Source organism: Nocardiopsis sp. NPDC101807 (assembly GCF_044766605.1).
GTDB classification, from domain to species: Bacteria; Actinomycetota; Actinomycetes; order Streptosporangiales; family Streptosporangiaceae; genus Nocardiopsis; species Nocardiopsis tropica.
In genome coordinates, this window is the sequence record NZ_JBIWMK010000004.1 from 289,473 (window position 1) to 309,992 (window position 20,520).

Annotated in this window: 17 protein-coding genes; 11 read left to right on the forward strand and 6 right to left on the reverse strand. The window is 74.3% G+C overall.

Going from position 1 to position 20,520, the window contains the following annotated elements; translation table 11 throughout:
• The first annotated feature begins 164 nt into the window (after positions 1-164).
• The 3 genes from ACIRPH_RS14230 (at position 165) to ACIRPH_RS14240 (ending at position 2,939) form a co-directional block, all read left to right on the forward strand.
• Entirely contained in the window at positions 165-824 is a 660-nt protein-coding gene (locus tag ACIRPH_RS14230) for a DUF6758 family protein (protein WP_402913924.1), read from the forward strand.
• Positions 825-885: 61 nt separating this feature from the next.
• Positions 886-1,761 (forward strand): PHP domain-containing protein, encoded by an 876-nt coding sequence (locus ACIRPH_RS14235; protein ID WP_402913927.1) that lies wholly within the window; start codon positions 886-888, stop codon positions 1,759-1,761.
• A 110-nt stretch (positions 1,762-1,871) separates the two neighbouring features.
• Entirely contained in the window at positions 1,872-2,939 is a 1,068-nt protein-coding gene (locus tag ACIRPH_RS14240) for an MBL fold metallo-hydrolase (protein WP_402914790.1), read from the forward strand.
• Positions 2,940-3,410: 471 nt separating this feature from the next.
• Here the strand turns inward: ACIRPH_RS14240 and ACIRPH_RS14245 are convergent, their stop codons facing one another.
• Positions 3,411-4,319, reverse strand: a complete 909-nt coding sequence (locus ACIRPH_RS14245) for an alpha/beta fold hydrolase (RefSeq protein WP_402913929.1) — start codon at positions 4,317-4,319, stop codon at positions 3,411-3,413.
• Positions 4,320-4,477: 158 nt separating this feature from the next.
• A complete protein-coding gene (locus tag ACIRPH_RS14250; protein ID WP_402913930.1) occupies positions 4,478-6,019 on the reverse strand; it encodes a DEAD/DEAH box helicase in 1,542 nt (513 codons plus the stop codon).
• A gap of 568 nt (positions 6,020-6,587) precedes the next feature.
• Between ACIRPH_RS14250 and ACIRPH_RS14255 the strand changes: the two genes are divergently transcribed.
• From ACIRPH_RS14255 to ACIRPH_RS14265, 3 genes are all read left to right on the forward strand, one after another.
• Positions 6,588-7,271, forward strand: coding sequence for a ferritin-like fold-containing protein (locus ACIRPH_RS14255; RefSeq protein ID WP_402913932.1), 684 nt, complete (start codon positions 6,588-6,590; stop codon positions 7,269-7,271).
• A gap of 163 nt (positions 7,272-7,434) precedes the next feature.
• Positions 7,435-7,746 carry a DUF6401 family natural product biosynthesis protein gene (locus ACIRPH_RS14260; protein WP_402913934.1) on the forward strand — a complete coding sequence of 104 codons (312 nt, stop codon included), beginning with the start codon at positions 7,435-7,437 and terminating at the stop codon, positions 7,744-7,746.
• A gap of 271 nt (positions 7,747-8,017) precedes the next feature.
• Positions 8,018-8,260: a hypothetical protein gene (locus ACIRPH_RS14265; RefSeq protein WP_267948239.1), complete on the forward strand. Its 243-nt coding sequence runs from the start codon at positions 8,018-8,020 to the stop codon at positions 8,258-8,260.
• A 100-nt stretch (positions 8,261-8,360) separates the two neighbouring features.
• Here the strand turns inward: ACIRPH_RS14265 and ACIRPH_RS14270 are convergent, their stop codons facing one another.
• From ACIRPH_RS14270 to ACIRPH_RS14280, 3 genes are all read right to left on the reverse strand, one after another.
• On the reverse strand, positions 8,361-9,158 hold the full coding sequence (locus ACIRPH_RS14270; RefSeq protein ID WP_402913936.1) for a hypothetical protein: 798 nt from the start codon (positions 9,156-9,158) through the stop codon (positions 8,361-8,363).
• Positions 9,159-9,501: 343 nt separating this feature from the next.
• Positions 9,502-10,149 carry a TetR/AcrR family transcriptional regulator gene (locus tag ACIRPH_RS14275; RefSeq protein WP_402913937.1) on the reverse strand — a complete coding sequence of 216 codons (648 nt, stop codon included), beginning with the start codon at positions 10,147-10,149 and terminating at the stop codon, positions 9,502-9,504.
• A gap of 255 nt (positions 10,150-10,404) precedes the next feature.
• Complete coding sequence (locus ACIRPH_RS14280; RefSeq protein WP_402913939.1) at positions 10,405-10,644, reverse strand: hypothetical protein; 240 nt, start codon at positions 10,642-10,644, stop codon at positions 10,405-10,407.
• 271 nt (positions 10,645-10,915) lie between these two features.
• Between ACIRPH_RS14280 and moeZ the strand changes: the two genes are divergently transcribed.
• The 5 genes from moeZ (at position 10,916) to ACIRPH_RS14305 (ending at position 19,625) form a co-directional block, all read left to right on the forward strand.
• Positions 10,916-12,079 (forward strand): adenylyltransferase/sulfurtransferase MoeZ, encoded by a 1,164-nt coding sequence (moeZ, locus tag ACIRPH_RS14285; RefSeq protein WP_402913941.1) that lies wholly within the window; start codon positions 10,916-10,918, stop codon positions 12,077-12,079.
• A 138-nt stretch (positions 12,080-12,217) separates the two neighbouring features.
• Complete coding sequence (locus ACIRPH_RS14290) at positions 12,218-12,604, forward strand: SPW repeat protein (RefSeq protein WP_402913943.1); 387 nt, start codon at positions 12,218-12,220, stop codon at positions 12,602-12,604.
• 88 nt (positions 12,605-12,692) lie between these two features.
• Entirely contained in the window at positions 12,693-13,019 is a 327-nt protein-coding gene (locus ACIRPH_RS14295; RefSeq protein WP_267948245.1) for an MGMT family protein, read from the forward strand.
• Positions 13,020-13,105: 86 nt separating this feature from the next.
• Positions 13,106-16,234, forward strand: coding sequence for an ATP-dependent helicase (locus tag ACIRPH_RS14300; protein WP_402914793.1), 3,129 nt, complete (start codon positions 13,106-13,108; stop codon positions 16,232-16,234).
• Positions 16,227-19,625 carry an ATP-dependent helicase gene (locus ACIRPH_RS14305; RefSeq protein WP_402913947.1) on the forward strand — a complete coding sequence of 1,133 codons (3,399 nt, stop codon included), beginning with the start codon at positions 16,227-16,229 and terminating at the stop codon, positions 19,623-19,625. The genes ACIRPH_RS14300 and ACIRPH_RS14305 overlap by 8 nt, the downstream gene beginning before the upstream one ends.
• 241 nt (positions 19,626-19,866) lie before the next feature.
• On the opposite strand, the gene ACIRPH_RS14310 is transcribed toward ACIRPH_RS14305, so the two are convergent.
• Complete coding sequence (locus ACIRPH_RS14310) at positions 19,867-20,415, reverse strand: EF-hand domain-containing protein (RefSeq protein WP_402913950.1); 549 nt, start codon at positions 20,413-20,415, stop codon at positions 19,867-19,869.
• Positions 20,416-20,520 lie beyond the last annotated feature (105 nt).

Consider the following 20,520-nt stretch of genomic DNA (forward strand, 5'->3'; position numbering starts at 1 on the left):
CGCCGCCCCCCCCCCCGCCCGCCCCCCCCCCCCCCCCCCCAACACCCCCCCCCCCCCCCCCCGCGGCGGGGGGGGGGGGCCCCCCGCCGGGGGGGGGGGCCCCCCCCCCCCCCCCCCCCACCGGGCGTTTTCCCGCCGGGATGCCCGGGTAGGTCGCAAACAGCATGAAGACCGAGCCCTCGTGTCCCCGGTGCGGGCGCGCGGTCCAGCCTCCGGGGCTGTGGACCAGCGCCTGGCAGTGCGACGTCCACGGAGCCGTGGCCCCGCTGCAGGGCGTTCGCGCCCCGGGGACGTCCTCGCTCGAAGCACTCCTGCCCCAGGCGCGCGTCCCGGTGTGGATCCCCTGGCCGCTGCCCGCCAACTGGGTCGTCACCGGGTTCGCCGGGGCCGGTGACGAACGCAGCGGCGCGCTCGCCACGGCCGTCGCCCTGTCCGGGCCCGACCCCCTCGGCGGGATCGGCGAGATCGCCGTCGTCGCCGAGGACCCCGGCGTCGGGCTCGGCGCACGCCTCGCCGGCCTGGACGGGCCGGACCCCGGCAACGGCTTCGACGCCGCGGCGGCCGACGCCAAACTGCGGTTCGACGGCCATGAGATCGCCCTGTGGAACCTGGCGGTGGGACGCGAACGGGCGGTGTACGCGGGCGAGGCGCTCGCCCACTGGCTGTGGATCGTCTTCGCCTCCGCCGACACCGGCCTCCTCATGTGCGAGATCAACTCCCTGAGGGACCTGCGCGACATCAACGACGGCGGCGTCGCGCTGGAGCCGCCGTTCGGGGCGGCGAGCCCCTTCCTCTCCCGCGTCCTCGCTCCCCGGGAAGGCTGACCGGGGCCTGCGCGCCCACCCGTTCGGGGCACGCGGGCCGGGACTTACGTACAATCGCCCGGTGACACGTATCGACCTGCACTCGCACAGCTCGGTCTCCGACGGGACCGACGCCCCCGCCGACGTCGTCGGGCACGCGGTCGCCGCGGGTCTGGAGGTCCTGGCCCTCACCGACCACGACACCGTCGGCGGGATCGAGGAGGCGGCCGCGCACCTCCCGCCGGGGTTCACGCTCGTCCCGGGGATGGAGCTGTCCTGCGCCCACGCCGGCTCCAGCGTCCACCTGGTGTCCTACCTCTTCGACCCCGACGACCCCGGCCTGGACGGCGAACTGCGCAGGGTGCGCTCCGACAGGGCCTCCCGCGCGGAGGAGATGGTCCGCAAGCTCAGGGAGCAGGGGGTGGACGTCTCCTGGGAGCGGGTGCTGGAGATCGCGGGGGCGGGCCGGGCGGAGTACGCCGACGCCAACACGATCGGCCGCCCCCACCTGGCCCGCGCGATCGTGGAGGCCGGCGCCGCCCGCGACGTCCAGGACGCCTTCGACCGCTGGATCGGCTCGGGCGGCCCCGCCTACGCCTCCCGGTACGCGATCGACCCCGTCCGCGCGGTCGGCCTGGTCAGGGCGGCGGGCGGGGTGTGCTCCCTGGCCCACCCGGCCCGCGCGGAGGGCTCCCTCAACGGGGCCGTCCCGCTCGACCTCGTGGAGCGCATGGTCGAGGCGGGCCTGGGGGGCATCGAGGCGGACCACCCCTCCCACAACCGGAAGCAGACCGCGTACTGGCGGGGCGTGGCCGCCGACCTGGGCGTGGTGGTCACCGGTTCCAGCGACGACCACGGGAGCCTCACGGGGCATCGGCTCGGACGCCACACCACCGCCCCCGACGCGTTCGACGCGCTCGTGGAGCCCGCGACGGGGGTCCCTCTGATCAAGGGGTGACCAGCGTGTCGCCCTCCGGCGTCCGGTACGGTACCGACCACTGCGCGGTAGCGCGACAATGGTCGCAGCAGAACTACCTGTACCTGGACGAAACCGAAAGGTCTGACGCCGTGTTCTGGAAGCGGAAGCCGAAGAAGCAGGAAGGCCCGGAGGCCACCGATTCCGCTGCGGAGGTCGCGGTGGACGACAAGGCGGCGGCCGGGGCGACCGACTCCGGCACGGCCGGGGCGACCCCGTCCGAGGAGAAGGACGCGGTCGCGGAGGCCGCGGAGAAGGACACCGGTCGGGCCGACGGCTCCGGGAAGGACGACGGCGGGGCCGAGGCGGCCGCCGACTCCGCGGCCGGGGCGCCCGCCGCCGTCACCGACGAGAAGTCTGGCGAGGACGGGACGCCCGACGCCGACGCCGAGACGCCCGCCGCCGGTGAGCAGGAGCCCGACGCGGACGCGGAGACCGCCGGAGCGGACGGGGACGCCGAGGACGTGGCGGCCGAGGCGGACGAGCCCGTCGGGCTGTTCGCCGACGAGACGGAGGAGGCCGGCGTGACCGGCCCCGACCCCGACGGCATCACGCGCGTGCGCAGCGTCGGCGTCTTCGAGTTCGACGACGAGAAGTTCGACGTCGTCGCCAACACGTGGATCGTGAAGGCCGACGACGAGGGCGTCATCGTCATCGACCCCGGTTACGACGCCGAGGCCGTCCTGGAGGCCGTCGGGGACCGCGAGATCTACCTCGTGGCCTGCACCAACGCCTACGGCCCGCACATCGAGTCGGCCATCAAGGTCGCCGAGGAGGCGGACGCCGACATCGCGCTGCACCCCCGCGAGATGCGCGCCTGGCGGCGCCACCACGGGGCCGAGCACCGGCCCGAGATCGAGGTGGAGGGCCAGGGCGCCCTCGACATCGCGGACCTGCACATCGACGTCCTCGCGCTGCCCGGGACCTCCTCCGGCAGCGTCGGCTACTACATCAGCGAACTGGGCGTCGTCTTCAGCGGCGACGCGCTGCGCAAGGGCGAGCCGGGCATGGTCGGCAACACCTACATCGACTACACGACGCAGCTGGCCTCCATCGGTGAGGCGCTGCTGTCCCTCCCGCCGGACACCCGCATCCTGCCGGACCGCGGTCCGTCCACCACCTCGGGCGCGGAGAGCAAGAACTTCGACTCCTGGGTCTGACCCCGGCCGGGAGCACCGCCGTGGGGGGGGCCCCCCCCCCCCGGCGGGGCCGCGGCGCGGGGGGGGGGGGGGGGGCGGGGGGCGGCCCCCCCCCCCGGGGGGGGGGGGGGGGGGGGGGCGCCCCCCCCCCCCCCCCCCCCGGGGGGGCCCCCCCCCCCGGGCCCGCGGGGGGGGGCCCCCCCCGCCGCCCCCCCCGGCGGCCCCCCCCCCCCCCGGGGGCGCCGCCACGGCGCGTTCGGGGGCCGGGAGCGAGGACGGGGCCCGCCCCGCTGCGGTGGGCGGGGCCGGGCGTGCCGCCGACCCCGGCATGACGCACCCGGCGCGTGGGCCCCGGGACGCCCGGCCCCCGTCCCTTCCGCCGTGGTCCCCTGCCCCAGGCGGGGCCGGGAGCCGGGACCGGCCGCGAGGACGGACGGGAGCATCGGGGGCGGCGGCCCCGGCGTCGCACCGGCAGCGGTTCCGGGCGGCCCGTCAGCGCCGGCCGACCGACTCCGTCTCGTTCCAGAACGAGGTCAGCACACCCGACGTGGTCTCGGGCGCCTCGACGTTGGGGGAGTGCCCCGCGCCCGGCACCACCAGTCTTCGCGCGCCCATCCGCTCGGCCATGTCGTCCTGGGCGGCGGGGGTCCACGCGGTGTCGTTCTCGCCGTAGACGACGAGCGTGGGGATCTTCAGGTCGGCGAGTTCGCCGACCCGGTCGTCGGCGCCCAGCAGCTCCTCGGCGGTGCGCATCAGCCCCAGGGCGCTGCTGGACAGCAGGCGCTCCCGGAGGAACTCCCGGATCACCGGGTCGGGGGTACGGCTGCGCGCCTCCGCGTCGAAGCGCCCGTCCCACAGCTCGCGGAGCCGTTCGGGGGTGGGGTCGACGGAGAGGGCGGCGACGAGGCCGCGGGCGGTCATGGCGCCCTGGCCGCCCAGGGCCGCAGGGCCGCTGCACATCAGGGTCAGCGAGGCGAGGTCGGCGAGCCCGGACAGAGCGGTCTCTCGGGCCACCAGGCCGCCGAAGGAGTGCCCCACCAGGTGGGCCTGTCCGCTTCCGCCGACGAGGTGGAGGACCTCGGCGACCACGCCGCCGAGGGAGGACAGGCGGTAGTCGGGGAGCTGGACGCCCGGGGGAGCCCGGAGGGTCTCCGGCCCCGGTGACTCGTAGGTGCCGGGAAGGTCGATCGCGACCACTTCCCGGCCCGCCTGGGCGAGGCTCTGGAGGAGGGCGATGAAGTCCTCCTTGCTGCCGGTGAAACCGTGCACCAGGACAGCCGGAGCCAGCTCGGTACCCCCTGAGGTGGGCAGAGCGCGCAGGGCGGCGAGGGGACCGTAGGAGAGGGGCAGGTCCGTGCGCCGCACGCCCGGCGGCAGGTCGATGAACTGAGGTGTACTCACGTCGGGCCACCCTAGACGATCGGTGGCCCGGCCCGGGATAGCCCGGGCCGTGGCCGTCGGAGCGGCCGCCGACACCGGCACCGCGGGGGAGACGCGGTGCCCGCACGTCGTGCGCTCGCCGTGGCGCCCGTCCTCACGGGCGCGGCACGGCGGAGGGGTCAGGTGTTCTCGGGGTCCCGGTGGGCGGCGCCGCCACGGGTGCGGCGGCGGCGCCGGATCCTGCGGGCGCCGTCGTCGGTGGGCGCGGCGCCGCCGCGGGGGGTCTCCGCCTGGGCCGGGGCGGTGGTCTCCGCCTTGACCGCGGTCCCCTCGGCCGGAGCCGATCCCTGGCCGCCGCGGGTGCGGCGACGCGAGCGGTTGCGGCTGCGCTCGCCGCCCTCGCCCCGGCCGCCGGATCCGCGGCCGCCCTCGCCCCGGCCGCGGCCGCCCTCACGCCGACCGCCGCGGTCGCCCCGGGGCATACCGGTGTCGCCGATGTCCTCGATCTCCTCGGCCTCCAGGCCGGCGTGGTCGGCGCGCTTGTCGGCGGCCAGCTTGCCCTTGGTCCCCGCGGGGATCCGCAGCGCCTCGAAGAAGTGCGGCGAGGTGGAGTAGGTCTCCTCCGGCTCGGCGAAGGGCAGGTCCAGGGCCGCGTTGATCAGCTTCCAGCGCGGCATCTCCTGCCAGTCCACGAAGGTGACGGCGGTACCGCTGCGCCCGGCGCGGCCGGTGCGGCCGATGCGGTGCGTGTAGGTCTTCTCGTCCTCGGGCGTCTCGTAGTTGACGACGTGCGTGACGTCGTCCACGTCGAGCCCGCGGGCGGCCACGTCGGTGGCGACCAGGATGTTGATCTTGCCGTTGCGGAAGGCCCGCAGCGCCCGCTCGCGCTGGCTCTGCCCCAGGTCGCCGTGCACGGCCGCGACGGCGAACCCGCGCGTCTTGAGCTCGGTGGCCACGCGGTCGCAGGCGCGCTTGGTCTGGCAGAACACCATGCTCTGGCCGTGGTCCTCCGCCTGGACCAGGCGGGCGAGCATCTCGATCTTGTCCATCTGGTGGGTCCGCAGCGCGTGCTGCGTGATCCGCCCGGTGATGGCGGAGCCGTCGATCTCGTTGTCGTCGCCCGCGCGGACGTGCGTCGGCCGGCGCAGGTACTTGCGCGACAGGGAGACGATCTCGCTCGGCATGGTGGCCGAGAAGAGCATCACCTGGCGCTCGGCGGGGATCCTGGTGAGGATGCGCTCGATGTCGGGGAGGAAGCCGAGGTCGAGCATCTTGTCGGCCTCGTCCAGGACCACCGCGGACACCTCGTCGAGGCGCAGGTGCTTCTGGTTCTCCAGGTCGAGCAGCCGCCCCGGGGTGCCGACGACGACGTCGGTGCCCTCCTTGAGCCCGTTGACCTGCGGCTCGTAGGAACGGCCGCCGTAGACGGTCAGCACGCGGCCGCCGCTGCGCTTGGCGGCGGTGGTCAGGTCGGCGGCGACCTGGATGGCCAGCTCGCGGGTCGGGACCACCACGAGCGCGCGGGGGCGCTTGGAGGTGCCGGGGGCCTGCTGCGCCCGCTGGAGCAGCGGGAGGCCGAAGGCCAGGGTCTTGCCGGTACCGGTGCGGGCCTGGCCGATGATGTCGCTGCCGTGCAGCGCGATCGGCAGGGCGAGCTCCTGGATCGGGAAGGGCTCCGTGATCCCCTCCGCCTCCAGGGCGTCGGCGAGTTCGGTGCTCACTCCCAGGTCGCGGAAGGTCGTCTTGGGTTTGGTCGTGTCATCTGCGGTGCTCAGGGCTCAAGCCTCCATCTTGGCGGGCCGCAACGTGGCGTGGCCGCGGCGGGGTGCGGTCGCGGTCGGCTCGTGGCCGCCGCGATGGGCGCGGCTCACCGCTGCCGTCGGGGCGCGGTGGCGCTGCCTGCGTGATCCGTGCGGCGTGGGGAGACCCCTCCGCGGATCGCGGACCGTCCCCGCGTGGACGGGGAGCATCCGTGGTTCGTCGTTTCCTCGCGCGGTGTTCCGCGACCACGTCGGTGGTGCGGGTCCGCGCCCTGGTGGGCGCCGCGGGAGCGGCGCCGAAGCGTGGGAGCGTCCCCGCGTGTGTGAGGAGAGTGTCGGGTCGACCGCACACGCCGGTCATCACGCAGAGTCTAGCTGGTGACGCGCCGGGTGGACATAGCAGTTCACTCCGGCTGTGGACGGCTGGGACCGTACCCGCTCCCAGCGTGTGCAACCGTGCCGGCGGCCCGTTTAGTCCCCGCGGTCCCCACGTTCCGCGCCCGCGCGGCCGGGCGATACCCTGGCGGGCATGACCAAAGGCCCCTCTGCCGACCCCGGCGTGATCGACCTGCTCGGGCTGCTCGCCTACGCGGAGCTCGGTTCCTTCTTCCGTCTCGCGGACGACGCCGGACTCGCCCCGTCGCTGCGGGGCAAGGGCCAGCTGGCGGCCCTGGCCGCCGCCGAGCAGGCGCACTACCAGACGCTCCGGGACCGCCTGGAGGAGCTGGGGGTCGTCCCCGAGGAGGCCATGGAGCCGTTCGTGGCGCCCCTGGACGCCTGGCACGAGCGCACCGAGGCGCAGAGCTGGCTGGAGAGCCTCGTCAAGACCTACGTCGGCGACGGCATCGCGGGTGACTTCTACCGCAAGGTCGCGGCGCTGGCGGACGAGGAGACCGCGGCCCTGGTCGAGGGCGTCCTGGCCGAGACCGGGCGCGCCGAGTTCGTCTCCGGGGCGGTGCGCGCCGCCGTGGCGGAGGACCCCAAGCTGGCCGGGCGGCTCTCCCTGTGGGCCCGCCGGCTGGTCGGCGAGGCGCTCAGCCAGGCGCAGCACGTGGCGGTGGCCCGCCCCCGGCTGGCCGCGCTCCTGGCCGAGGACGCCCAGGGCTCCTCCGACGCCACCGCGCTCGGCGACCTGGCCGCCGTGAGCCGGATGTTCGCCTCCCTCACCGACCGCCACAAGGCGCGCCTCGACGCCATGGGCCTGTCCGCCTGACACGGGCCGCGCCGGACCGGGGACACGGCGCAGACTTGACCCGTACCAGGGGCTCCCTTGGTCAAGCGGGGGTAATATCCAACACTTTCGTGACGATTCGTTGGTGGGGACACGTAAACTCGTTGAAGTCTCCCGTCTCCTGACCACGCGAGTAGGTACTTCCATGCCCCGTGGGACCTCCGTGCGCCATCCGCTGGCCGGACTCACCCGTGACTTCCACGAGATCGGCCCGCTGGACGGCCCGATCGATCCCTGGATGTGCTCTGAGCTGGACCAGCACGCCGCACAGGTGTGCGAGGGCATCGCCTCCTCGGGGAGCGGGATCAGCGCCCGCACCCTCGGCACCTACCTCCACGGCTTCCTCGACGGGTGCCTCGAAAGGGGCTGGGACTCGGAGGCGGTCGAATACGACTGGGAGACCCTCCGCATTCTCGCGATCTGCCGACTGGCCAAGGACCGTGGTTTCGTCCGCTAGGTTGGTGACGTCCGCAGGCGGGTGTGACCCACGACGCGAGGTCCCCCGTGGGCACCTGCCGTTCCGGTTCTCCGGCGAAAAACCTGTGCCGGGCGTACGCTGAAAGGCGTAGGCCGCTCCGTGCGGCCGATAAGCGGCCCGGCGCATCGTGGTCGGACCAGGGCACTGCGGAATGCAACGTGGGATTCGCGGTGTTATGTCGGTCCGGAAGCGGACCGGCGGACGCCGTAACTGGCGGAGCGGCCCGCAGAGCCGCGAGAAAGGAATGCGAATGAGGAGCGGTCGACATGGGGCTGCGCGCCCACCGGTCGGCGTCCTGATCCAACAGGACCGCGTCGACTTCGCGCTGTTCGCACTGATCATCGTCGTCGCACTGGTGTCGATGTTCTTCACCGGGCCGGGGAACCTCGCCTTCTGGCTGGCTTTCCTGCCGATCATCGCCTCCGTCGTCCTCGCCTTCCGGAGGATCGAGCACCTGTCGCGCCTGGAGCTGCGCGACTCCGAGTTCCTCTGAGGGCCGCCCCGCAAGGGCGCGGCGCACACGGCGAGGGCGGGGCCCCACGGCCCCGCCCTCCTCTGCTGTCCGCGGTCTCAGGGATCCGCGGACCCCTCCGTCACGAGGCGGGCCCGCCGCCCGGTCCGGGCCGGGTGGAGGCGGACGGCGCCTGGCCCGAGGCCGTGGCGCCCTCCCTGCGCTCGGTGGGACCGCTCATCGCGGCCTCCCTGCCGGCCCGGTAGCTCTCGTCCTGGTTGAGGCGGCCGGTCTCGCGCTCGGCCACGTCGAGCCAGCGGGACCAGCGCGAGCGCATCGGCTCAATCATGCCGCCGCCCACGCCGACGACGAGGATGCCGCCGATCGTGGCCAGGACGGCGATCAGGACCGGCATGGTCACGCTCACCGCGACGCCCATCTGGTTCAGTGCCGCGATGACACCGAGGGCGAGGATGAAGACCCCCGCCACGTTGGCCAGGAACCGGCCGTAGGACAGGCCGCCCAGCGCGCCCGAGATGAGGTCGCGGACCGCCTTCGCGATCATTGCGGCGACCACGACGATCACCAGGGCCACGATGCCGCGCGGGATCCAGGAGATGACGTCGCTGAGCAGCGTGCTGATCGGGTTCGGACCGAAGACGTTGAACGCGAGCGTGAACACGAACAGCAGTCCGACGTAGTAGATGATCTTTCCGCACAGCTCGCTGGCGGTCCAGCGGCTCCGCTCGAAGTACTCGCCCACACCCCCGCGGTGCAGTGCGCGGTCCAGTCCGACGCCGTGCAGGCCCTTCGCGACCCCCTTGCCCACCAGCCAGGCGATGAACCAGCCCAGAACCAGGATCACGAGGAAGCCGATCAGCAGCGGCACGAAACCCGCCACCGCCTGCCAGGCCGTCGTCAGGCCCTGACCCATGTCCATAACGTCTTCACCCCCACATCGCTCACTCCGCCGGCGTGCCGAATTCGGCGCGGGCGGACTCCGCGAAGAGAAGCCATTTACTTCTCATTCCGGCGATACCCGGCGAACGGGAATCGAACCGCTTGTCAGACATCGGGAGAGGGGATTGCTTTTTCTTGGTGAATTTCTTGCGAAAAAGGGGGAGAGGGATTCGCGGTGAGGGGGGACAATGCCGCCGGGACGATCGGTTCCGCCACAACGCAGGACCCCCGGGCGCACCCTGCGCCCGGGGGTCCTCGCGTTCGGGCGGACGCGCGGTCCGCCGGGGTCTCCCGCCGCCCGCGTCCGCGACCTCTCGGGCCGCCTACGCCTGGGCGTCCTGCTCGTCGGCCCTGCGCTGGAGGTCCCAGCCGCTTATGCCCCGCCAGGCCAGCCGGGCGACGAGCTGCTCGGCGGCGTCCTTGGGGACCGCCCCGTGGTTGTTGAGCCAGTACCGGGCGCTGGTCTCGGCCATGCCGACCAGGCCGATGCTCAGCAGGTGCGCCTCCTCGTCGGAGATGCTGGTGTCCTGCCGGATCACCGCGCCGATGAGCTCGGCGCAGCGCTGGAAGGTCTGCTCGGTCTTCTCCCGCACCGCTGGAAGGTTGCGCAGATCGGACTCGAACACCAGCCGGAAGGCCTCGCCGTCCCCCGCCACGAAGTCGAAGTAGGCCTGGAAGCTGGCGGCGACCCTCTGGCGGTTGTCGTCCGTGCTCTCCAGGGCCTCGCGCTGCTTCTCGACCAGCGCCTCGGAGTGCTCTTCGAGCAGGGCGAGGTAGAGCTCCAGCTTCCCGGGAAAGTGCTGGTAGAGCACCGGCTTGCTGACACCCGCGCGGTCGGCGATCTCGTCCATCGCCGCCGCGTGGTAGCCGCGGGCGACGAAGACCTCCTGTGCTGCGGACAGGAGTTGGCGGCGCCGCCTGACCCGGGGCAAGCGGGTGCCCCGGGCGCGGGCGTCTGAAGGAGCTGTCACACCCACACCCTCCGAACTCGGCATGGCAGATGCGCGCCATGTCCGAACATCTGCGTGGCTAGTGCTGCCGGACGCGGCCGGTCACCGGCGCGCCGTCACAGCTTTCGCCCCATCCTACTCCCGCGTAGCTTCCGTGCGGGCGTGGAGAAGGGGACGGAAGGGACGATCGAGGCACGGGAGCCCCTCCCCGCGGGCGGACCGGCGCGGCGGCCGGACGCCGGAACCGCGGCGCGGGGCGGGCGGGCCGGAGCGGCCTCACCGGCGCTCCTCCTCGTCGCCGACCTCCAGGGACTGCTCCACCACGTCGCCCTCGTCGGCCTGGTCGAAGCTCTCCTCGGAGGGGGCGTCCCAGCGGCCGTCGTCACCGCCCGCGGGAGCGCGCTGCTCGGCCGCGTCGGCCTCGGGCACCTCGACCTCGGGCGCCTCGGCCCCCTGCTCCTCGGGGGCGCCGCCGGAAGCCGGACGCCCGTCGGCGGAACTGTTCTCTGAAGTCACGGGGTGCTCCCCACGTCGTCGCTGAACGTATAGGCGACACTACCCGCCGGTCCGCGCGGCACACGGGGCCGCCCGGAATGAACTGCCGGGACGCGTTCGTTGGTGCTGGAAGGGACGGGCACGCGGGTGTCGTGTCCCACGCCTCCCCGCGGTGGGAATGGAAAACCCCACCCGTTAGGTTGGGTATAAGTGCAAGCACGCTTCGCCCCCGCACCCTCCCCGGTCCGGTACGGGCGGTCCGAAGCACCCTGAACAGACATGAGGAGTCACCGTGTCGCTGCCGCCGCTGGTGGAACCAGCTGACGAGCTGACCGTGGACGAGGTGCGCCGCTATTCGCGCCACCTGATCATCCCCGACGTGGGCATGGACGGGCAGAAGCGCCTGAAGAACGCCAAGGTGCTGGTCGTCGGCGCGGGCGGCCTGGGCTCCCCGGCGCTGCTCTACCTGGCTGCCGCGGGCGTGGGCACGCTCGGCATCATCGACTTCGACGTCGTGGACGAGTCCAACCTCCAGCGCCAGGTCATCCACGGGCAGAGTGACGTCGGCCGCCCCAAGGCCGAGTCCGCCCGGGACAGCATCAAGGAGGTGAACCCCAACGTCGAGGTCGTCCTGCACCAGGACCGCCTGGATTCGGACAACGCGTTGGAGATCTTCGCCCCCTACGACCTGATCCTGGACGGGACCGACAACTTCGCGACCCGCTACCTGGTCAACGACGCCGCCGTACTGCTGAACAAGCCGTACGTGTGGGGTTCCATCTACCGGTTCGACGGCCAGGTCAGCGTCTTCTGGAACGAGTACGGGCCCCAGTACCGCGACCTGTACCCCGAGCCCCCGCCGCCCGGCATGGTGCCGTCCTGCGCCGAGGGCGGCGTCCTCGGCGTGCTCTGCGCCTCCATCGGCTCCGTCATGGTGAACGAGGCCATCAAGCTGATCACCGGCATCGGCGACCCGCTGGTGGGCCGCCTGCTCATCTTCGACGCCCTGGAGATGACCTGGCGCGAGGTCAAGGTCCGCAAGGACCCCGACACCGAGCCCGTCACCGAGCTGATCGACTACGAGGCGTTCTGCGGCACCGTGTCGGAGGAGGCCACCGAGGCCGCCGCCGGCTCGACGATCACCGCGCCCGAGCTCAAGGAGCTCCTGGACAACAAGCCCGGGGACGTCTTCCTCGTGGACGTCCGCGAGAAGAACGAGTACGAGATCGTCAGCATCCCGGGAGCGACGCTCATCCCGAAGGGAGAGTTCCTCAACGGGAAGGCGTTCGAGCAGCTGCCGCAGGACAAGCGCATCGTCCTGCACTGCAAGTCGGGCGTGCGCTCGGCCGAGGCCCTCGCGGCGGTGCACGCCGCCGGGTTCTCCGACGCGGTGCACGTCGGCGGCGGCGTCCTGGCCTGGATCAACCAGGTCGACCCCAGCCTGCCCGCCTACTAGCGGCCCGGGGAAGACCCCTCCGAACGGCGCCGGGAACCTCTCCCGGCGCCGTTCGCGTTCCCCGGGAGGGAGTGGGTACAAGAACCCAGAGGCCGTCGGCCGATCTCCGGGGCGGCCCTGCTGCTGGGAGGTGGCGCTATGCGAGAGAAGGGACGCCGGGCCGACTGGGTGGCGGTCGCCGCCGGTCTGGCCCTGGGAGTGAGCTGGCTCTGGCACGGGATGTACGGGTTCAGCGGGGGAGCGCTGTTCGTCCTCGGGCTGGGCGTCGTCGTGGCCGCCACGTTCTCCCTCACCCGTCCGGGAGCCCTGTCGAGCGAGCTGGGGGTCCTCGCGATCGGCGTGCTGGTGTTCGCGATGCCCTGGCTCCTGGGCTTCACCCACCTGCCCGCGGCCGCCTGGTCGGCGTGGGTCATCGGCGGCGGTATCGCCCTGCTCGGGGCCTTCGGCCTGGCGCAGGCCGACCGGGCCCGCAAGCGGGACCCCGAACTCGCCTGGAGCGCGCACGTCAACGAGATCCCGACCTGACCCGCCGGCCGGGCGGCCGGGCGGCCGGGGACACGGGGGCCGTACCCGCGGGGGGGCGGGCCCCGTACGCGCTCGATAGGCTGCGCGGGTGTTCACGGACGAGGAGGGCGGGCCGGACGACTACGCGGAGGACGTCCTCGCGCTGGTCGAGCGGATCCCGCCGGGACGGGTGATGGCCTACGGCGACATCGCCGAGCACGTCGGGCGGGGAGGCCCCCGCCAGGTCGGCTCGGTCATGTCCGCGTGGGGCGGCGGGGTGCCCTGGTGGCGGGTGGTGCGCTCGGACGGGCGCCCGGCGTCCGGCCACGAGGTACGTGCGCTTTCCCACTATGCGGCGGAGAGCACGCCCATGCGACCGGGAAGCGACCGGGTGGACATGCGCAAAGCCCGCTGGGACGGGGCATCCGGGGCCTGAGGGGCTGGTTGGAAGCCCGGGAGGCGTCCGAGAAGGTCGCCGTCTTCTGGTGAACTGGTGGTGTGAACACATCCCCGTACCGACTCGTGCGGCGCGCCAACCAGGTGCAGCCGCCGCCGGTGCTGGACGAGAACCAGCAGCGCGTGGTCGACCACGCGGGCGGCCCCCTCCTGGTCCTGGCCGGGCCGGGGACGGGCAAGACCACCACGATCGTCGAGGCCGTCGTCGACCGTATCGACAACCGCGGCGTCGACCCCTCGCGCATCCTCGTGCTCACCTTCAGCCGCAAGGCCGCCCAGGAGCTGAGGGAGCGCATCACCGCGCGGCTGCGCCGCACCACCCGCGAACCGCTGGCCCTGACCTTCCACAGCTACGCCTACGCGCTGATCCGGCGCGAGTTCCAACGCGTGGGCGACCTCCCCCCGCGCCTGCTGTCCGGCCCCGAGCAGCTGATGGAGGTCCGCGAGCTGCTGGCGGGGGAGGCGGGGGACGGAGCGGCGGAGTGGCCGGAGCGCCTGCGCCCCGCGCTCGAGACGCGGGGGTTCGCCGAGGAGCTGCGCGACTTCCTCATGCGCGCGCAGGAGCGGGGCCTGGGCCCCGCCGAGCTGGAACGCCTCGGACGTGAGCGCGGACGCGACGACTGGGTGGCCGCCGCGGGTTTCCTCGACCGCTACACGGGCCGGTTCGACGTCGCGCCCGTGCCCACCCTCAACTACGCCGAACTGGTCCGGGTCGCCGCGAACATGCTCTCCGACCCCGCGATCCAGGAACGCGAGCGCTCCGCCCACGAGGTGGTGTTCGTGGACGAGTACCAGGACACCGACCCCGCCCAGGAGGAGCTCCTGCGGGCCCTGGCGGGGGACGGCCGCGACCTCGTCGCGGTCGGCGACCCGGACCAGTCCATCTACGCCTTCCGGGGCGCCGAGGTCCACAACATCCTCGACTTCCCGCGCCGCTTCAGGACCGCCGGGCGGGCCGAGGCGCCCGTGGTGGCCCTGCGCACCTCCCGCCGGGGCGGGGCCGCCCTGCTGGCCGCCTCCCGCGCCCTGACCCGGCGCCTGCCGGCGGTCGCGTCCGCGCGCGGCCACGTCAACGAGCACCGGAACCTGGTCCCGGCCCCCGGCGTGCCCGACGGCGAGGTCCGCGTGATGACCGCCGAGAGCCCGACCCAGGAGGCGGCCGTCATCGCCGACACCCTCCGCCGCGCCCACCTGGTGGACGGTGTCCCCTGGTCGGACATGGCCGTGCTCGTGCGCTCCTCCACCCGCCAGCTGCCCGTCCTGCGGCGTGCGCTGACCGCCGCGTCGGTCCCCGTCGCGGTCGGCGCCGACGACCTCCCCGTGGCCGCGGAGCCGCTCGTGCGGCCCCTCCTCGCCCTCATCCGCTACGGCCTGTCCCCGGACCTGCTCGACGACGACTCCGCCCGCGAGCTCCTCACCGGCCCCTTCGGCGAGGCCGACACCGTGCGGCTGCGCAGGCTCGTCCGGGCCCTGCGCCGCCTGGACCTGGACCGCGAGCACGAGGGCGGCGGCGCCTACCGGCCCGCCGCGCGCCTGCTCGTGGACGTCCTGCGCGACCCCGCCGACCTCGCCCTGGTCGACCCCGACATCGCCGCGCCGGCCGGACGCGTGGCACGGGCCCTGAGGACCGTGCGCGAGCTGACCGCCAAGGGGTCCGACGCCGAACAGGTCCTCTGGGAGCTGTGGCGTGAGAGCGGGCTCGCCGACCGGCTGCTCCGCGCGAGCCTGGCCGGAGGGCGCCGCGGCGCGGCGGCCGATCGCGACCTCGACGCCGTGGTGGCCCTGTTCGAGAGCGCCGCCCGCTACTGCGACCGGCTGCCCCCCGGCAACCCCGCCGGGTTCCTGGAGGACCTCGCCGCGCAGGAGATCCCCGGGGACAGCCTGGCCGAACGCGCCCCCGAGGGCGAGGCCGTGCGCATCCTCACCGCCCACCGCTCCAAGGGACTGGAGTGGGGGCTGGTCGTCGTCGCCGGTGTCCAGGAGGGCGCCTGGCCCGACCTGCGCCTGCGCGGGTCCCTGCTCGGCGTGGAGGAGCTGGTCGACGCCGAGGCGCACGCCGCCGACTCCTCGGGCGCCGCCATGGCCTCCAAGCTCATGGACGAGGAGCGCCGCCTGTTCTACGTGGCCCTCACCCGCGCCCGCCGGACCCTCGTCGTGACCGCCGTGGGCGGGGAGGGGGCCGACGAGCGCCCCTCCCGTTTCCTCAACGAGATGGGCACGGGCGAACCCGAGCTCGTCGGCACGGGCCGCCGCTGGCTGTCCCTGCCCGCGCTCGTCGCCGACCTGCGCTCCGTGGTCACCGACCCCTCCGCGCCCGATCCCCTCCGGACGGCCGCCGCCGACCACCTGGCCCGCCTCGCCGAGGAGGGGGTGCGCGGGGCCGACCCGTCGGAGTGGTACGCGCTCACCCCCTTCAGCGACGACCGGCCCCTGGCCGGGGAGGGCGACACCATCCGCGTCTCGCCGTCGCAGGTGGAGAGCTTCACCGACTGCCAGCTGCGCTGGCTCCTCGAACGCGCCGCCGGGGCCTCCTCCGGCGACTCCGCGTCCGCGCTGGGCACCGTCGTGCACGCCGTCGCCGTCCTGGTCGCCCAGGGCAGCGGCGCCGACGAGATCAGCGGGCGGATGGACGAGATCTGGGCCGACCTGGACTTCGGCGGCCCCTGGCAGGCGGCCCAGCAGCGCGAGCGCGCCGACGAGATGGTCCGCAAGCTCATCTCCTGGGACGCGTCCAACGACCGCGAGCTGGTGGTCACCGAGGAGGGGTTCAAGGTCGAGGTCGGCGGCATCGAGATCACCGGCCGCGTGGACCGCCTCGAACGCGACGGCCGGGGACGCGCCGTGGTCGTGGACATCAAGACCGGCCGGACCAAGGCCGAGGACCTGGCACGCCACCCCCAGCTCGGCGTCTACCAGATGGCCGTGCTCAAGGGCGCGTTCGCCCAACTCGGCCTGGCCGAGCCCGGCGGGGCCACGCTCGTCCAGGTGGGCGGGGCCGCGCTGACCCACAAGGCGCGCGAACAGCCGCAGCCGCCGCTCGGGGAGGACCCCGACCCCCGTTGGGCCCAGGACCTGGTGTTCGACGTCGCCGGCGGCATGGGCGGCTCGCGGTTCACCGCCATTCGCAACAAGGGCTGCAACGCGTGCGCCGTGCGCGCCTGCTGCCCGGTGCAGGACGAGGGCCGACATGTCTGAACCCCATCCCCTTTCCCCCGCGACCCCGCCCGACCCCCCGCCCCCACCCCGCCTCGGCCCCGCCGAGCTCTCCCGCCTCCTCGGACAGCCCGAACCCACCGCGGAGCAGTCGCAGGTCATCTCCGCGCCGCTGGAACCGGGCGTGGTGATCGCCGGGGCCGGGTCGGGCAAGAGCGAGACCATGGCCTCGCGCGTGGTGTGGCTGGTCGCCAACGGCCACGTGCGGCCCGAGCAGATCCTCGGCCTGACCTTCACCCGCAAGGCCACCGCGGAGCTGGCGGAGCGGGTGCGCAAGAGGCTGGAGCAGCTGCGCGCCACCGAGCAGTTCCCCGAGGAGCTGCTCGACGGCGAGCCCACCGTGTCCACCTACAACGCGTACGCCGGGCGCATCGTCGCCGACCACGCCCTGCGCGAGGCCGTCGAACCCACGTCCAGGCTGCTCAGCGAGGGCCAGTCCTGGCAGATCGCCGCCAGGGTCGTCGGAGGGTACGACGGGCCCATGGACCTGGTGACCGTGGGGGCCGACACCGTCACCCAGCGGGTCCTGCACCTGTCCGGGGAGATCGCCGACCACCTCACCACCACCGACCGGGTGCGCGGCATCGGCCGGTGGATCCAGGCGGGCGTGGACGGCATGACCCGCAAGCCCACCAAGGAGACCCGGGACCTGGTCGCCGCCCAGCGCCGGCGCGAACAGCTCCTGCCGCTGGTGGACCGCTACAACCACGCCAAGCACGCGCGCGAGGCCATGGACTTCGGCGACCAGATGGCGCTGGCCGCCCGCATCGCGGAGCACCACCCCGAGGTCGGGCTCATCGAGCGCGGCAGGTACCGGGTGGTCCTCCTCGACGAGTACCAGGACACCAGCCACGCACAGCTGGTCCTGCTGCGCTCCCTCTTCGGCGAGGGGCACCCGGTGACGGCGGTCGGCGACCCCTGCCAGTCCATCTACGGCTGGCGCGGCGCCATCGCGGCCAACCTCACCCGGTTCCCCACCGACTTCCCGGCGGCCCCCGGCAGGCCGGCGTCCGTGCGCCGCCTGTCCACGAGCTTCCGCAACGGCGAGCGCGTCCTGCGGGTGGCCGAGCGCGTCTCCGAGGAGCTGCGCGCCGAGGCCCGCGACGTCCCCGTCCTGCACCCCGGGCCCGCCCGGCGCGGCCGGGGCACCGCCCTGACGGCGCTGTTCCCCACCGAGACCGAGGAGGCCGCCTGGATCGCCGACCAGGTGCACCGCCTGGTCCACGCCGATCCCGACCAGCCGGGCGGAGCCCGGACCGCCCCCGACTCCCTGCCCTGGCCCGAGGGTGAGTCGGGCGGGGCCGAGGACGGCGGAGTCGGCCCCGGCGACGTCGCGGTGCTGTGCCGCAAGCGGTCCCAGTTCCCGCCGCTGCGCGAGGCGCTGGAGGCGCGCGGCATCCCGGTGGAGGTCGTCGGACTGGGCGGGCTCATGACGGTGCCCGAGGTCCGCGACATCATCGCCACCCTGCGCGTGGTCCACGACGCCTCCGCCGGGAACGAGCTCGCCCGTCTGCTCACCGGCCCCCGCTGGCGCCTGGGCCCCCGCGACCTGGCAGCGCTGGGCGCCCGCGCCACCGAGCTGGCCCGCCACACCCGGCGCGACGTGACCTCGCCCGACCCGGGCGGGGACGGGCGGGGGGCGGAGGACGACCTCCTGCGCCGTACCGTCCTGGACCTGACCGCCGGGAGCGGCAGCCTCGTGGACGCGGTGGACGACCCCGGCGCCGCCGAGAACTACTCCGACACGGCCTACGAGCGACTGGGGCGCCTGGCCGAGGAGCTGCGGGTCCTGCGCAAGCTCGTCGGCCAGCCGATCCCCGACCTGGTCACCGAGGTCGAGCGGATGCTCGGCCTGGACATCGAGGTGGGCTCCCGCACCGGCCGCGACCCGCTGTCGGCGCGCGCCGACCTGGACGCGTTCGTGGACCACGCCGTCCGCTTCGTCGGCAACAGCGAGGACCCCACCCTGGGCAGCTTCCTCGGCTACCTCAACGCCGCCGAGGAGAACGAGAGCGGGCTCGCGCCCGGGGAACGGGTCGGCCGCTCCGACAGCGTCAAGCTCATGACCATGCACGGCGCCAAGGGCCTGCAGTGGCCGGTCGTGATCGTGCCGGGGATCAGCGCGGGCAAGGGGTCCCCGCTGTTCCCGGCCAAGGCCCGCGACCCCCTCGCCTGGGCACGCGCCGACCACCTGCTGCCCTACCCGCTGCGCGGCGACCGCGACAGCCTGCCCCGGCTCGCCGGGGTCGACAAGGAGGCCATCGCCGACTTCCGCCGGGCCGAGCACGACCGCCACCTCATGGAGGAGCGCCGCCTGGCCTACGTCGCCGTCACCCGTGCCTCGTTCGCCCTGGTGTGCACCGGCCACTGGTGGGGCCGCACGGGGTCCACCCCGCGCGGGCCGTCGGTGTTCCTGGAGGAGGTCCGGGAGGCGTGCGAGAACGGTGCCGGGACCGTCGTCGGGTGGGCCCCGCCGCCGGGGGAGGACGAGACCAACCCCCACGACGACGAGGAGGGCTCGGCCGTGTGGCCGCCGGAGGAGGAGTCCCCGGACGGGCCCGCCGACCGCAGTGCGCAGATCCGGGAGGGGGCCGCCCTGGTCGAGCGCGCCCGCGCGCGCCTGCTCGCCGGGGAGGCCGGAGACGAGGGGCCGGAGCCGCCCGCGGGGCTGCGCCGCCGCCTCCAGGGATGGGAGCGCGACACCGAGCTGCTGCTGGCGCACCGCCGCGCCGAGGGCGCGGGGCCGGGCGGCGGACCCGTGCAGGTGGAGCTGCCCGACCACCTGTCGGTGTCGTCCATGGTGTGGCTGGCCAGGGACCCCTCGGCCCTGGCCCGGCAGATCCGCCGCCCGCTGCCGCGCCCGCCCGCACCGCACACCCGGCGGGGGACGGCCTTCCACGCGTGGCTGGAGCAGAGGTTCGGCCAGCGGGCGACCCTGCTGGACGAGCTGCCGGGCGCGGCGGACGAGACCGCGGGGGAGGACGAGGACCTGGCCGAGCTCCAGCGCCGCTTCGAGGAGAGCGAGTGGGGGTCCCGTGTCCCCGTCGAGGTGGAGGTGCCGTTCGAGACGGTGATCGGCGACCGGCTCATCCGCGGGCGCATGGACGCGGTGTTCCACGACCCCGGCTCGGGCCGCTACGACGTGGTGGACTGGAAGACGGGGCGCCCGCCCGGCAACGACGCGGAGCGCCGCGCCGTGGGCGTGCAGCTGGCCGCCTACCGGCTGGCCTGGGCCGACCTGGCGGGGGTGGGCCCGGAGGAGGTGCGGGCCGCGTTCCACTACGTGCTCGCGGGGAGGACGGTGCGCCCCGCCGACCTGCTCGACGCCGACGGCCTGGCGGCGCTGATCTCCGCCGTCCCCGAACCGGGCTGACACCGGGGGCGGCCGGCCTCCTGCGCAGGGGCCGTCCCCGGCGCCGTCCCGCGGGACGGCCCGCGCGGGGGGAGGACCGGCGCCGAGGGTGCGCGGGGACGGAGCCCTGGCACCGGCCCACGTGCGCGGGGCAGGACCGGCGCCGCGTCCGGGCCGGTGCTGCCGCGACCGCCGGTCCGCGCACAGGGGGGGGAGGACCGGGCTGCGGCGCCCCGCGCCCGGTCCGGGGCCGCGGCGGTCCTCAGACCACGCCGAAGACGAACCCGCCCGGCGAGCGCGTGTCGTCGCCGAAGAGGTACTCGCGGGACGACAGGACGAACTCCTCGCGGTTGATGAACCCGTCACCGTTGGGGTCGAGGACGGCGAACCGGTCCGCGGCGTCCGCCGCCTCCGCCCCGAGGACCTGCGCGTAGTGGAGGAACTCGGCCGCGCTGACGCGGTCGTCCCCGTCGGTGTCGAGGAGGTCGAAGACGGCCTCGGCCACGCCCTCCGTCATGTTGAACCGGCTCCGGTCCTCGGCGGCGGCGTGCATGGCCCGGACGAACCGCTCCCGGTCCAGGCGCGCGGCCTCGGCGCCCGAGTGGCGCAGCAGCTCCAGCCAGAGCATCTGGTAGGACGCGTGGACGGCCTGGGCCTTGCGCTCCTGCCGGTCCAGGCCGTAGCCCTCGATGTAGCGTTCGACCAGGCGCTCGTAGTCCGCCCAGGTCACGGAACTGTCGTGGTCGGAGTCGAGGGCGTCGAAGAGGCGGCTGAACCTCACGGCGGTCGCCTCGGCGGGGGTGGTGCTCACGTGCGTCCTCTCGTCGTGGGGCGGGCCCTTCCCGCCCCGTGCTCCTCTGAGTCTCCCGCGCCCGGAAAGGTTCCGCCGCCGGTCCGCGCCCCTTGTCTCCCGGCC